Annotated in this window: 11 protein-coding genes; 8 read left to right on the top strand and 3 right to left on the bottom strand. The window is 66.8% G+C overall.

Annotated features, from left to right (window positions below; all coding sequences use genetic code 11):
- Positions 1 to 8 precede the first annotated feature (8 nt).
- Positions 9 to 1,076, bottom strand: coding sequence for an MBL fold metallo-hydrolase (locus DXK93_RS08555; RefSeq protein ID WP_119449837.1), 1,068 nt, complete (start codon positions 1,074 to 1,076; stop codon positions 9 to 11).
- Positions 1,077 to 1,148: 72 nt separating this feature from the next.
- On the opposite strand from DXK93_RS08555, the gene DXK93_RS08550 reads away from it, so the two are divergent.
- Together DXK93_RS08550 and DXK93_RS08545 are read left to right on the top strand one after the other, a co-directional pair.
- Positions 1,149 to 1,529: a MerR family DNA-binding transcriptional regulator gene (locus DXK93_RS08550; RefSeq protein ID WP_054455614.1), complete on the top strand. Its 381-nt coding sequence runs from the start codon at positions 1,149 to 1,151 to the stop codon at positions 1,527 to 1,529.
- 10 nt (positions 1,530 to 1,539) lie between these two features.
- Positions 1,540 to 1,872, top strand: coding sequence for a YnfA family protein (locus DXK93_RS08545; protein WP_054455615.1), 333 nt, complete (start codon positions 1,540 to 1,542; stop codon positions 1,870 to 1,872).
- Positions 1,873 to 1,971: 99 nt separating this feature from the next.
- Here the strand turns inward: DXK93_RS08545 and DXK93_RS08540 are convergent, their stop codons facing one another.
- Together DXK93_RS08540 and DXK93_RS08535 are read right to left on the bottom strand one after the other, a co-directional pair.
- On the bottom strand, positions 1,972 to 2,943 hold the full coding sequence (locus DXK93_RS08540; protein WP_119449836.1) for a tripartite tricarboxylate transporter substrate binding protein: 972 nt from the start codon (positions 2,941 to 2,943) through the stop codon (positions 1,972 to 1,974).
- A gap of 58 nt (positions 2,944 to 3,001) precedes the next feature.
- The gene (locus DXK93_RS08535) at positions 3,002 to 4,177 is read right to left on the bottom strand and encodes a M20 aminoacylase family protein (protein WP_119449929.1); all 1,176 of its coding nucleotides are present in this window, start codon (positions 4,175 to 4,177) and stop codon (positions 3,002 to 3,004) included.
- A 246-nt stretch (positions 4,178 to 4,423) separates the two neighbouring features.
- Here DXK93_RS08535 and DXK93_RS08530 point away from each other — a divergent pair, with 246 nt between their 5' ends.
- From DXK93_RS08530 to DXK93_RS08505, 6 genes are all read left to right on the top strand, one after another.
- Positions 4,424 to 5,602: an isovaleryl-CoA dehydrogenase gene (locus DXK93_RS08530; RefSeq protein WP_119449835.1), complete on the top strand. Its 1,179-nt coding sequence runs from the start codon at positions 4,424 to 4,426 to the stop codon at positions 5,600 to 5,602.
- 11 nt (positions 5,603 to 5,613) lie between these two features.
- Positions 5,614 to 7,470 carry a bifunctional isocitrate dehydrogenase kinase/phosphatase gene (aceK, locus tag DXK93_RS08525; RefSeq protein WP_119449834.1) on the top strand — a complete coding sequence of 619 codons (1,857 nt, stop codon included), beginning with the start codon at positions 5,614 to 5,616 and terminating at the stop codon, positions 7,468 to 7,470.
- A gap of 35 nt (positions 7,471 to 7,505) precedes the next feature.
- On the top strand, positions 7,506 to 8,687 hold the full coding sequence (locus tag DXK93_RS08520) for an acetyl-CoA C-acetyltransferase (protein WP_054455626.1): 1,182 nt from the start codon (positions 7,506 to 7,508) through the stop codon (positions 8,685 to 8,687).
- A 225-nt stretch (positions 8,688 to 8,912) separates the two neighbouring features.
- Positions 8,913 to 10,520, top strand: coding sequence for a carboxyl transferase domain-containing protein (locus DXK93_RS08515; RefSeq protein WP_054455628.1), 1,608 nt, complete (start codon positions 8,913 to 8,915; stop codon positions 10,518 to 10,520).
- Positions 10,521 to 10,576: 56 nt separating this feature from the next.
- Positions 10,577 to 12,601, top strand: a complete 2,025-nt coding sequence (locus tag DXK93_RS08510; protein WP_119449833.1) for an acetyl/propionyl/methylcrotonyl-CoA carboxylase subunit alpha — start codon at positions 10,577 to 10,579, stop codon at positions 12,599 to 12,601.
- Positions 12,602 to 12,685: 84 nt separating this feature from the next.
- Positions 12,686 to 13,105 (top strand): VOC family protein, encoded by a 420-nt coding sequence (locus tag DXK93_RS08505; protein WP_225589257.1) that lies wholly within the window; start codon positions 12,686 to 12,688, stop codon positions 13,103 to 13,105.
- The last annotated feature ends 87 nt before the right edge of the window (positions 13,106 to 13,192 follow it).

The following is a 13,192-nucleotide window of genomic DNA, read 5'->3' as shown; positions in this document are numbered from 1 at the left end:
GACGGCGCTCAGGCAGCCGAAAACCGCATGATGCCGTCCGCGCCCAGCGCGCGCTTGAGCTTGCCTTCGAAATACAGCGCATGCAGGTGCGCCAGCGCTTCGCCCATGGCGAAGGTCAGCTGGTGCAGGTCGAGCTTGCGCTTGAACAGCACCGGCACGATGTCGGTGGTCGATTGCGGCTGGACCGCACAGGCTTCCAGCACTTCCGCCAGGCGGTCGCGGTGGTGTTCGTGCTGTTGCGCGATGCGCTCGTGCAGACCCTTGAAAGGCCGGCCGTGCGAAGGCAGCACCAGCGTGTCTTCGGGTAGGTCGGCGTAGCCATCCAGCGAACGCAGATACAGCGGCAGGGGATTGGCGTCGGGCTCGTAGTCGAACACGCTGACGTTGGTGGAAATGCGCGGCAGCACCATGTCGCCGGAGATCAGCACGCGCAGGTCGGCGGAATACAGCGACGCGTGTTCAGGCGCGTGGCCATAGCCCACGATGACGCGCCAGTCGCGCCCGCCGATGCGCACCGCGTCGCCATGCAGGATGCGGGTGTAGCGCGCGGGCACGGCCGGCACCAGGTTGGGGTAGTAATTGGCGCGCTGGCGGATCTGCTCCTGCGCGTCGAGGTCAGTCAGGCCATGGCGCGCGAAGTGGTCCACCGCCGATTGGCCGCCCGGGCCGCCGCCGGCTTCGCCGCGGCGCGACGACCACAGCGAGGCCACCATGAAGTCCGTCATCGTCATCCACAGGGGCGCATTCCAGCGTTCGCACAACCAGTGCGCCAGGCCGATGTGGTCGGGATGCATGTGGGTGACGATCACGCGCAGCACCGGCAGGCCTTCGAGTTCGGTCTCGAATACTCGTTCCCACAGCGTCTTCACTTCATCGCGGGTAATGCCGCAGTCGACGATGGTCCAGCCGTCGCGGCCGTCGATGTTGTCGCGCAGCAGCCAGAGGTTGATATGATCCAGCGCGAACGGCAGAGGCATCCTGATCCACTTGACCCCATCCGCCACCACGTGCGAACGGCCGGCTTCGGGCTGGAAATCGGCCCAGGGGTACTGCAGTTTCTGTTCGTTCGGATTCATTGCCTCTCCTCCACGCTTGACGATTGGGTCAAGTCATCATAATTTACGTTTACGTAAACTGCCACACGCCGCATGTCCCCGTCAACCTGGACCATCTCTGAACTCTCGCGCGAGTTCGACGTCACGCCCCGCACGATCCGCTTCTATGAAGACCAGGGGATCGTCAGCCCGGCGCGCGAAGGACGCAACCGCATCTTCGGGCCGCGCGACCGCACGCGCCTGAAGCTGGCCCTGCGCGGCAAGCGCCTGGGCCTGCAATTGTCCGAGATCCTGACCTTGATCGACATGTACGACGGGCCGGGCGACACCGCGGTCCAGCTGCGCCAGTACCTGAGCGTGCTGGAACAGCACCGCTCCACGCTGGAACAGCAACGCCGCGACATCGAGGATACCCTGCGCGAGATCGCGCAGCAGGAACAGCAATGCCGCGAGCTGCTCGCGCAAAAGCCCTAGCGGGACGCGCATGGGCGCCCTGCAAACCCTCGCGCTGTTCATCCTGACGGCGCTGGCCGAGATCGTCGGCTGCTATCTGCCTTATCTTTGGCTGCGCAAAGGCCATTCCATCTGGCTGCTTGCGCCGGCGGCCGCCAGCCTGGCGCTGTTCGCCTGGCTGCTGACGCTGCACCCCACGGCTTCGGGCCGCGTCTACGCGGCATATGGCGGCGTCTATATCGGCATGGCGCTGCTGTGGCTGTGGGCCGTGGACGGCGTGCGGCCCAGCATGAGCGACTGGCTGGGCGTGGGGCTGTGCCTGGCCGGAATGATGGTGATCATGTTCGGGCCGCGCAGCGCGTAGGCTGCGGCAAGCCTCTCGAAGCGTCCGCGGTCTTGGGCCGGCTCAAAAAAAAAGCGCGCCTAACCCCCAGGGGTCGCGCGCTTTTTTGCCAGGCAGAGCTTATTCGGCCTTGATGTTGCCTTCCTTGATGACTCGCGCGTTGTTCGCGAATTCCGCCTGCACCTGCTTGGCGAAGGCCTCGCCCGTGGCGGTGCCCGGTTGCAGGTAGGACTTGGCCAGCAGTTCCTGGAATTCGGCGCTGGCCACCGCCTTGGCCAAGGCGGCCTGCAGCGGCTGCGCGACGGCCGGCGGCAGATTGGCCGGCGCGAACACGCCGAAGTTGGAGTAGTACTGCGCCTGCGGCATCTTCAGTTCCGCCATGGTGGGCACGTCCGGCCAGGCGGCCAGGCGCTCGGGCGCCATCACGGCCAGCGGCTTGAGCGCACCGCTGGCAACGTGCGGCAGCACCACGTCGCTATTGACCACCAGCAGCTCGACCACGCCGCCCAAACCGTCGGTCAGCGCCTGGCTGTTGCCGCGGTAAGGCACGTGCAGCATCTTGGTGCCGGTCTGCGCCGTGACGGCCGACATGCCGATGTGGGCCACGGTGCCCTGGCCCGGCGTGCCGTAGCGCACGCCGTCGGGATGCGACTTGGCGTAGTCGATCAAGCCGGCGAAGTCCTTCACCGGCAGCGCCTTGGTGGCGACGATGGCGACGGGCGCTACCGCCACGCTGGCCACGGGCGTCAGGTCCTTCATCGGGTCATAGTTGGTCTTGGCCAGATGCGGGAAGATCGTCAGCGGGCTGGTGGAGGCCAGCAGCAGCGTGGTGCCGTCCGGCTGTGCGCGTGCCACGAAGTCGGTGCCGACGGAGGCGCCCGCACCCGGCTTGTTCTCGACGATGACGGTTACGTTGCTTTCCTTGCGCAGGACGTCGCCCAGGCGGCGTCCGATCGCATCGGCGCTGCCGCCGGCGGTGTAGGGCACGACCAGCGTCACGGGCTTGGCCGGCCAGTTTTGCGCCATGGCGCCGCTGGCCATGATTGCCAAGGCCGCCCCCGCGGCCTTGATCAGCAATGTCTTCTTTTTCATATCGTCCTGGTAATGTTGCGTGGCACTGCGTCAGATAAAACGAAAGGCGTGAAGCACATCAGGCCAGATAGCGTTGCGCCAGGCGTACCCAGTACGACGCGCCAGCCGGAATCAGGGAGTCATTGAAGTCGTAGCTGGCGTTGTGCAGCATGCAGGGACCCAGGCCGTGGCCGGCCATGCGGTGCTCGCCGTCGCCGTTGCCCAGGAACACGTAGCAGCCGGGCTTTTCCTGCAGCAGGAAGGCGAAATCTTCCGAGGCCATGGCCGGCTCGATCACCATTGCCTTGTCCTCGCCCACGACCTCGCGCATGACTTCCATGCAGAACTCGGTTTCAGCCACGGTGTTCACCAGCGCCGGATAGCGGCGTTCGAAGAACACGTCGGCCTCGCAGCCGTGCGCGGCGGCGATGTTGCCGGCGATCTCGTTCATGCGGCGTTCAATCAGGTCGACCACCGCGGTGCTGTAAGCGCGTACCGAGCCACCCAGCCAGGCGCTGTTGGGAATGACGTTGATCACGCTGCCGCCGGCCTGCACCTGGGTGATCGACAGCACGGCGGCGTCCAGCGGACGCTTGCTGCGCGTGAGGATGGTCTGCAACGACTGGCCGATGGCGAACAGCGCCGGCACCGGATCGCTGCAGTCCTGCGGCGCGGCCGCATGGCCGCCCTTGCCGCGCACGGTGATCTTGAAACCGTTGGCGGCCGCCATCATCGGACCGGAACAAGCGCCGATGGATCCGGCGGGCAGCCCCGGCCAGTTGTGCAGGCCGAACACGGCTTCGCAGGGGAAGCGCTCGAACAGGCCGTCCTGGATCATGGCCCGGCCGCCCGCGCCGCCTTCCTCGGCCGGCTGGAAACACAGGTACACGGTGCCGTCGAAGCCGCCTTCGGCCTGCAGATGGCGCGCGGCGGCCAGCAGCATGGCGGTGTGGCCGTCATGGCCGCAGCCGTGCATCTTGCCGTCGTGGCGCGAGCGGTGCTCGAACTGGTTCTCTTCCTGCATGGGCAGCGCGTCCATGTCGGCGCGCAACATGATGGCGCGATCCGACGTGCCGCGCTTGATCACGCCGACCACGCCGGTCTTGGCGATGCCGGTGTGGGTCTCGATGCCCCAGCCGCGCAGCGTGTCCGCCACCACCTTAGCCGTGCGGTGCTCTTCGTAGCAAAGCTCCGGATGCATGTGGATGTCGCGCCGCAGCGCCACAATTTCGTCCAGGTTGGATAGTTCGAGCACGGCAGACTCCATCGCAATGATTCAGGATTCAAGGATCGGCTGGCATCTTACTCAGCGCAACTCCCTGGGCAGGGCTGAATTACCTAGGGATAACCCGACTCCAATTTACGTTTACGTAAACGTAATATTTGCGGTGCATCATTGCGCGGCGATGGCCGATCGGCGCATCATGAGCCACGCGCGGCAAGCTGGCGCCGGACACGGGCGCCCACAAAATAGTAAGTACCTACTATCACGGAGACAGCGATGAACCTTCCCGGCCTGAACTTCGACCTGAGCGAAGATCTGGACATGCTGCGCGACGCGGTGCGTAATTTCGCACTGGCCGAGATCGCGCCGCGCGCCGCAGAAGTCGACCGCAGCGACCAGTTCCCCATGGACCTCTGGCGCAAATTCGGCGAACTCGGCGTGCTGGGCATGACGGCCGACGAGGAATATGGCGGCGCCAACATGGGCTATCTGGCCCATATGGTCGTGATGGAGGAAATCTCCCGCGCCAGCGCCTCCATCGGCCTGTCCTACGGCGCGCACTCCAATCTGTGCGTGAACCAGATCAACCGCAACGGCACCGCCGCCCAGAAAGCCAGGTACCTGCCCAAGCTGATTTCTGGCGAACACGTGGGCGCCCTGGCCATGAGCGAGCCGGGCGCCGGTTCCGACGTGGTCAGCATGAAGCTGCGCGCCGACAAGAAGGGCGACCGCTACGTGCTGAACGGCACCAAGATGTGGATCACCAACGGCCCGGACGCCGACACCCTGGTGGTCTACGCCAAGACCGATCCCGAGGCGCACCAGCGCGGCATTACCGCCTTCCTGGTGGAAAAGGGCTTCAAGGGCTTTTCCGTGGCGCAAAAGCTGGACAAGCTGGGCATGCGCGGCAGCCATACCGGCGAACTGGTGTTCCAGGACTGCGAAATCCCGGAAGAGAACGTGCTGGGCCAGGTCAACGGCGGCGTCAAGGTGCTGATGAGCGGCCTGGACTATGAACGCGCGGTGCTGTCTGGCGGCCCGGTGGGCATCATGCAGGCCGTGATGGACGTGGTCGTCCCCTATATCCATGACCGCAAGCAGTTCGGCCAGGCCATCGGCGAATTCCAGCTGATCCAGGGCAAGGTCGCGGACCTGTACACCACGCTGCAGGCCAGCCGCGCCTTCTGCTACCAGGTCGGCAAGAACCTGGACCGCCTGGGCGCCGAGCACGTGCGCCAGGTGCGCAAGGACTGCGCCGCGCTGATCCTGTACACCGCCGAAAAAGCCACCTGGATGGCGGGCGAGGGCGTGCAGATCCTGGGCGGCAACGGCTACATCAACGAATACCCGGTGGGCCGCCTGTGGCGCGATGCCAAGCTGTACGAAATCGGGGCCGGCACCAGCGAAATCCGCCGCATGCTGATCGGCCGCGAACTGTTCAACGAAACCGCCTGAGCGACGCCGCCATGATCCGCATGTCCGACGTCCAGCACATCGAGCAGGCGCCCGCTCCGGGCCCCTCGCCGCTGGACGTCGCACGGCTGATCCTGGCGGGCTTCGACCGCCATTACGCGCTGTTCCGCTACAGCGCCCAGCGCGCCAAGGCGCTGTTCGAATCCGGCGACTGGCACGGCATCCAGCGCCTGTCGCGCGAGCGCATCGAGTACTACGACATGCGGGTGCGCGAATGCGCCACCCAACTGGAAGGCGTGCTGCGCGGCCGCCCCGAAGGCGCGGTGGGCGCCAACGGTAGCGCAGCACCCAACCTGAGCGACGAGCAGACCGCGTTCTGGCAGCAGATCAAACAGGAATTCGTGGGCCTGCTGGGCGACCACCGCCAGCCCGAATGCGCCGAGACGTTTTTCAACTCGGTGTCCTGCCGCATCCTGCACCGCGATTATTTCCACAACGCCTTCCTGTTCGTCCGCCCGGCCATCGCCACCGACTACCTGGACAGCAGCATCCCCTCGTACCGGGTGTATTACCCCACCACCGACGGGCTGGAAAAAAGCCTGATCCGCATGGTGGCGGACTTCGGGCTGGCGCTGCCCTTCGAAGACCTGCCCCGCGACACCCGGCTGCTGGCGCGCGCCGCGGTCAAGCAGTTGCGCGCGATACTGCCGCGCCACGTCGGCCGCCGCATCGCCAGCGACTGCCAGATCCACGCGCTGGGCTCGCTGTTCTTCCGCAACAAGGGCGCCTACATCGTCGGCCGCTTGATCAACCAGGGCACGGTGTATCCCTTTGCGGTGGCGCTGATGCGCAACCCGGCGGGCCAGGTCGTGCTGGACGCGCTGCTGCTGGGCGCCGACGACCTGAGCACGCTGTTCAGCTTCACTCGCGCCTATTTCCTGGTGGACATGGAAACGCCGGCCGCGGTGGTGAATTTCCTGTCCAGCCTGCTGCCACGCAAGCCCAAGGCCGAGCTCTACACCATGATCGGCCTGCAGAAGCAGGGCAAGACGCTGTTCTACCGCGACTTCCTGCACCACCTGGCCCATTCGCGCGACGCCTTCGACATCGCCCCCGGCATCAAGGGCATGGTGATGTGCGTGTTCACGCTGCCGTCCTATCCCTACGTGTTCAAGCTCATCAAGGACCGCATCGACAAGGACGGCATGGACCATGCCACCGTGCGCCGCAAGTACCAGATGGTGAAGCTGCACGATCGCGTCGGCCGCATGGCCGACACCTGGGAATACTCACAGGTGGCGCTGCCGCGCGCGCGCTTTGCACCCGCGCTGCTGGAAGAATTGCGCCGGCTGGTGCCCAGCCTGATAGAGGAAACCGGCGACACGGTGGTCATCCGCCATGTCTACATCGAACGGCGCATGACCCCGCTGAACATCTACCTGCGCCAGGCGTCGGATGCGCTGCTGGACCCGGCCGTGCGCGAATACGGGGACGCCATCCGCCAACTGGCGGCGGCCAATATTTTCCCCGGGGACATGCTTTACAAGAACTTCGGCGTCACGCGCCTGGGCCGGGTCGTTTTCTACGATTACGACGAAATCCAGCGCATGACAGAAATGAATTTCCGGCGCATTCCGCCCGCCCCCAACGAAGAGGCGGAGCTGGCGTCCGAACCCTGGTATGCCATCGGCCCGAATGATGTCTTTCCCGAAGAATTCGGACGCTTTCTGCTAGGCGACCCGCGCGTGCGCGGCGCCTTCATGCGTCACCATTCCGACCTGCTGGAACCGGAGTGGTGGCAGGCCTGCCGCGCCCATGTGGCGCAGGGCCGGATTGAAGAATTTTTCCCTTACGATACGGACAGACGCCTGCGTCCGGAACGCCCTACGGGCGAACCCGCGGCCTCGTAACCCCAGAGCTGTCCCGACCCTCACAGGAGCTAGCCATGTCAGATCCCATCGTCATCGTTTCCGTCGCCCGCACGCCCATGGGCGGCATGCTGGGCGCCTTGTCCGGCCTGGCCGCGCACGAGCTGGGCTCGATCGCCATCAAGGCCGCCGTCGAACGCGCCGGCATCAAGCCCGAGCAAGTCGAAGAAGTCATCATGGGCAACGTGCTGCAGGCCGGCCAGGGCCAGGCCCCGGCGCGCCAGGCAGCGCTGGGTGCCGGCCTGCCGCTGGGCGTGGCTTGCACCACCATCCACAAGGTCTGCGGTTCGGGCCTGAAGGCCGCCATGTTCGGCCATGATCTGCTGGCCGCGGGCAGCGCCAACATCGTCGTCGCCGGCGGCCAGGAAAGCATGAGCAACGCGCCCTACCTGCTGCTCAAGGGCCGCCAGGGCTACCGCTACGGCCACAACACCGTGTATGACCACATGGCGCTGGACGGCCTGGAAGACGCCTACGACAAGGGCAAGGCCATGGGCGTGTTCGCCGAGGACTGCGCCGCCAAGTATTCCTTCACCCGCGAACAGCAGGACGCGTTCTCGCTGGAATCGCTGCGCCGCGCCCGCGCCGCGTCGGAAGACGGCAGCTTCAAGTGGGAAATCGCCCCCGTGACCGTGGCCGGCCGCAAGGGCGACACCGTGATCGACACCGACGAAGCCCCCACCAAGGCCATGCCGGAAAAGATCCCCACGCTCAAGCCCGCCTTCAAGAAGGACGGCACCGTCACCGCCGCCAACTCCTCGTCGATCTCCGACGGCGCCGCCGCCATGGTGCTGATGCGTGCCTCCACCGCGGAAAAGCTGGGCGTCAAGCCCCTGGCCCGCATCGTCGCCCACAGCCAGCACTCGCAAGAGCCGAACTGGTTCACCACCGCCCCCGTGGGCGCGCTGAAGAACCTGTTCGCCAAGACCGGCTGGAAGGCCGAGGACGTGGACCTCTACGAAATCAACGAAGCCTTCGCGGTGGTCACCATGGCTGCCATGGCCGACTTCAAGCTGCCGCATGACAAGGTCAACGTCCACGGCGGCGCCACCGCCCTGGGCCACCCGATCGGCGCGTCCGGCGCCCGCCTGATGGCCACCCTGGTCGGCGCGCTGCGCAAGACCGGCGGCAAGCGCGGCGTAGCCACGCTGTGCATCGGCGGCGGCGAAGCCGTCGCCATGGCGATCGAGATGGTCTGACGCAACGCCGGGAGGCTTCGGCCTCCCGGCTTTCGATGGATTCCGCTGCGCCTTTCTTGCATGGCGTCGTAGCGCGACGGGTCGGTCGCGCGCCGTACAGGAAAGGCGCAACGAAATCCCTCTTCGGTGCCCCTAACCGACAAGAATGCCCGGCCCACCGGGCAGCGAGACAAACCGCTCCACGAGCGCCTTCAAATTTCCAACAAGCAGGACGGGTGGAACCCCATGCCCATCATCGAATCCCGCATCAATCCGCGGTCGCAGGACTACACCGACAATGCGCAGGCCATGCAGGCGCAGCTGGACGATCTGAATCAGCAATTGGCCCATACCGCGCTGGGCGGCAGCGAAGCCGCTCGCGCCAAGCACGTGGCGCGCGGCAAGCTGCTGCCGCGCGACCGCGTCGAGCACCTGATCGATCCGGGCACGCCGTTCCTGGAACTGTCGCCGATGGCGGCGCACGGCATGTACGGCGGTGAAGCCCCCGGCGCCGGCGTCATCACCGGCATCGGCCGCGTGGCCGGCACGGAATGCGTGATCGTCTGCAACGACGCCACGGTCAAGGGCGGCACCTACTACCCGATGACGGTCAAGAAGCATCTGCGCGCGCAGGAAATCGCCGCGCAGAACCATCTGCCCTGCGTCTACCTGGTGGATTCGGGCGGCGCCAACCTGCCGCAGCAGGACGAGGTCTTCCCCGACCGCGAACACTTCGGCCGCATCTTCTACAACCAGGCGCAGATGTCCGCGCAGGGCATTTCGCAGATCGCCGTGGTGATGGGCTCCTGCACCGCCGGCGGCGCCTACGTGCCCGCCATGAGCGACGAGTCCATCATCGTCAAGAATCAGGGCACCATCTTCCTGGGGGGCCCGCCGCTGGTGAAGGCCGCCACCGGCGAAGAAGTCAGCGCCGAAGACCTGGGCGGCGGCGACGTGCACACACGCCTGTCCGGCGTGGTCGACCACCTGGCCGCCAACGACATGCATGCGCTGCAACTGGCGCGCAACGCCGTCGCGCGCCTGAACCGCAAGAAGCCGCAGCCGCTGGCCACCATACCCGTGCGCGAGCCGCGTTACGACCCCAGCGAACTCAACGGCATCATTCCCGCCGACACGCGCAAGCCCTATGACGTGCGCGAGGTCATCGCGCGCATCGTGGACGGCTCCGAGTTCGACGAATTCAAGGCGCGCTTCGGCCCCACGCTGGTCACCGGCTTCGCCCACATCCACGGTATGCCCGTGGGCATCGTGGCCAACAACGGCATCCTGTTCTCGGAGTCCGCGCAGAAGGGCGCGCACTTCATCGAACTGTGCGCGCAGCGCAAGATCCCGCTGGTGTTCCTGCAGAACATCACCGGCTTCATGGTCGGCCGCAAGTACGAAAACGAAGGCATCGCCCGCCACGGCGCCAAGATGGTGACGGCGGTGGCCACCGCCAACGTGCCCAAGTTCACCGTGCTGATCGGCGGTTCGTTCGGCGCTGGCAACTACGGCATGTGCGGCCGCGCCTATTCGCCGCGCATGCTGTTCATGTGGCCCAACGCCCGCATCTCGGTCATGGGCGGCGAACAGGCCGCGAGCGTCTTGGCCACGGTCAAGCGCGACGGCATCGAGGCCCGCGGCGGTCAGTGGTCGGCCGATGAGGAAACCGCCTTCAAGGCGCCGATCCGCGAACAGTACGAACGCGAAGGCCATCCCTACTACGCCACCGCGCGGCTGTGGGACGACGGCATCATCGCCCCGGCCGACACGCGCCGCGTGCTGGGCCTGGCCTTGTCGGCGGCCTTGAACGCGCCCATCGAGGACACCAAGTTCGGCGTGTTCCGCATGTAGGACGGCATGGCCGCCCCCATTGCAGCCCAAGAATAATTTCAGCCTGGATGACATCCATGTTCGACACTTTGCTGATTGCCAACCGCGGTGAAATCGCCTGCCGCGTGGCCGCCACCGCCCGCCGCATGGGCATCCGCACCGTCGCGGTGTATTCCGACGCCGACGCCAACGCCCGCCACGTCGCCGCCTGCGACCAGGCCGTGTACATCGGCGGCTCGGAGCCGCGCGCCAGCTACCTGCGCGCCGACGCCATCCTGCAAGCCGCGCGCGATACCGGCGCGGGCGCCATCCACCCCGGCTACGGCTTCCTCTCCGAGAACGAAGCCTTTGCCGAAGCCGCCGAAAAAGCCGGCATCGCCTTTGTCGGCCCGCCGGCCTCCGCCATCGCCGCCATGGGCAGCAAGTCCGCCGCCAAGTCGTTGATGGAAAAGGCCGGCGTGCCGCTGGTGCCTGGCTACCACGGCGACAACCAGGACCCGCAATTCCTCAAGACCCAGGCCGACGCCATCGGCTACCCCGTGCTGATCAAGGCCAGCGCCGGCGGCGGCGGCAAGGGCATGCGCGTGGTCGAATCGTCGGGCGCGTTCCTCGACGCCCTGGCCTCCTGCCAGCGCGAGGCCGCCTCCAGCTTCGGCGACGACCGCGTGCTGATCGAACGCTATCTGCAGAAGCCGCGCCACATCGAAATCCAGGTGTTCGCCGACACGCATGGCAACTGCGTCTACCTGTTCGAGCGCGATTGCTCGGTTCAGCGCCGCCACCAGAAGGTGATCGAGGAAGCGCCCGCGCCCGGCATGACCGAAGAGCGCCGCCGCGCCATGGGCGAAGCCGCCGTGGCCGCCGCGCGCGCCGTGGGCTACGTGGGTGCGGGCACGGTGGAGTTCATCGCCGAACCCGACGGCCGGTTCTACTTCATGGAAATGAACACGCGCCTGCAGGTCGAGCACCCGGTCACCGAAATGATCACGGGCCACGACCTGGTCGAATGGCAACTGCGCGTGGCCGCCGGCCAGCCGCTGCCCGCGCGCCAGGAAGACCTGCGCATCCAGGGCCACGCCATCGAGGCCCGCATCTACGCCGAGAATCCGGAAAAGGGCTTCCTGCCATCCATCGGCACGCTGGCCTACCTGGGGCTGCCGGCGCACACCGCGTTCGCCAACGGCGACATCCGGGTCGACGGCGGCGTGCGCATGGGCGACACCATCACGCCGTTCTACGACCCCATGATCGCCAAGCTGATCGTGCACGGCGCCGACCGCGACCAGGCCCGCGCCCGCATGCTGCAGGCCCTGGCCCAGACGCAGGCCGTGGGCGTGCAGACCAACGTGGCCTTCCTGTCGCGCCTGATGCAGGACAGCGCCTTCGCCGCCGCGGCCCTGGACACCGGCCTGATCGAACGCCAGCGCGCCACGCTGCTGCCCGAACCCCAAGCCGCCAGTCCCGCCACGCTGGCGCTGGCCTGCGCCGCCGTGCTGGTGCGCCAGGGCCTGGCGCAGCCGGGCGCCGCCGGCGGCAAGCAGCCTGCTGATCCCTGGGACTCGCGCGATGGCTGGCGCCTGGGCGGCCGCTACCAGCGCCAGCTGCAATGGGTGGACAACGGCGAGACCCGCCACGTCACCGTCGCCCGCCAGGGTGGCGCCTGGACCCTGGACAGCGGCTCGGGCCCGCAAGCCTTCCTGTGGCGCGCCCACGCCAGCGCCAACCCCAATCTGGCCTATGGCCTGCGCATCACGCTGGACGGCCATGAAAGCGCCGGCACCGTCGTGCTGCACGCCGAAAAAGCCCACGTCTTCGGCGAAGGCGGCATGCACGTGCTGGACCTGTACGATCCCCTGGCGCATTCGCAGGACACCCAGGGCGAACACGGCGGCGGCCTTACGGCTCCCATGCCCGGCAAGATCATCTCGATCTCGGTCAAGGCTGGCGACACCGTGGAAAAGGGCCAGCCGCTGCTGGTGATGGAAGCCATGAAGATGGAGCACACCATTTCCGCGCCCGCCGACGGCAAGGTCTCGGAAGTGTTCTACGGCGTGGGCGATCAGGTGGCGGAAGGAGCCGAGCTGGTCGCCATCGGCGAGTAGCCAGGCGCGCAGTAACAAAATCGTCATCCTCCGCGCCGCCCGCGGGTGCATCATGGGCGCTCCTGCTTATCCACGGGAGTACCCATGATGAGTGCCAAGTCACCCGAATCGGCGGCGCCCCGCCTGTTTCCGACCCTGCGCTGCCGCGACGCAGATGCGATGATCCGCTGGCTGACCGGCGTGCTGGGGTTCACCGAGCACGCCGTCTACCGCGACGACGGCGCCGTGCAACATGCGGAATTGGCCTATGGCAGTTCCATGCTGATGCTGGGCCCGGACCGCGACGACGCCCACGGCAAGCTGGTGGGCGACCTGCAAGGACGCCGCACCGACGCGCTGTATCTGGCCGTGGACGATCCCGACGCCTTGCATACGCAGGTCCAGGCCTCGGGCGCCACCATCGAAACCCCACCGTACGACACGGCCTACGGCAGCCGCGAGTTCGCCTGCCGCGATCCGGAAGGCAATTTGTGGAGCTTTGGGACGTATTGGCCCAAGGCGTGACGGCGGGCCCGGCCGGGGACACATGAGCCGCTCTTAGTTTCCCGTCAGCGACTTGTCCCTAGAATGCGGGGTCCGGCGCCCGTCGCG

The sequence above is a fragment of the Achromobacter sp. K91 genome, from assembly GCF_003576205.1.
Taxonomy (GTDB): domain Bacteria; phylum Pseudomonadota; class Gammaproteobacteria; order Burkholderiales; family Burkholderiaceae_B; genus Achromobacter; species Achromobacter aegrifaciens.
Note: the sequence above shows the minus strand (reverse complement) of the source record. Positions and strands in the feature narration are given on the sequence as shown.

Coding starts and splice junctions, on each gene's coding strand:
- DXK93_RS08505 (WP_225589257.1), top strand. CDS start 12,686: ATGATGAGTGCCAAGTCACCCGAATCGGCGGCGCCCCGCCTGTTTCCG.
- DXK93_RS08545 (WP_054455615.1), top strand. CDS start 1,540: ATGGGCGCCCTGCAAACCCTCGCGCTGTTCATCCTGACGGCGCTGGCC.
- DXK93_RS08510 (WP_119449833.1), top strand. CDS start 10,577: ATGTTCGACACTTTGCTGATTGCCAACCGCGGTGAAATCGCCTGCCGC.
- DXK93_RS08540 (WP_119449836.1), bottom strand. CDS start 2,943: ATGAAAAAGAAGACATTGCTGATCAAGGCCGCGGGGGCGGCCTTGGCA.
- aceK (WP_119449834.1), top strand. CDS start 5,614: ATGATCCGCATGTCCGACGTCCAGCACATCGAGCAGGCGCCCGCTCCG.
- DXK93_RS08515 (WP_054455628.1), top strand. CDS start 8,913: ATGCCCATCATCGAATCCCGCATCAATCCGCGGTCGCAGGACTACACC.
- DXK93_RS08550 (WP_054455614.1), top strand. CDS start 1,149: ATGTCCCCGTCAACCTGGACCATCTCTGAACTCTCGCGCGAGTTCGAC.
- DXK93_RS08555 (WP_119449837.1), bottom strand. CDS start 1,076: ATGAATCCGAACGAACAGAAACTGCAGTACCCCTGGGCCGATTTCCAG.
- DXK93_RS08530 (WP_119449835.1), top strand. CDS start 4,424: ATGAACCTTCCCGGCCTGAACTTCGACCTGAGCGAAGATCTGGACATG.
- DXK93_RS08520 (WP_054455626.1), top strand. CDS start 7,506: ATGTCAGATCCCATCGTCATCGTTTCCGTCGCCCGCACGCCCATGGGC.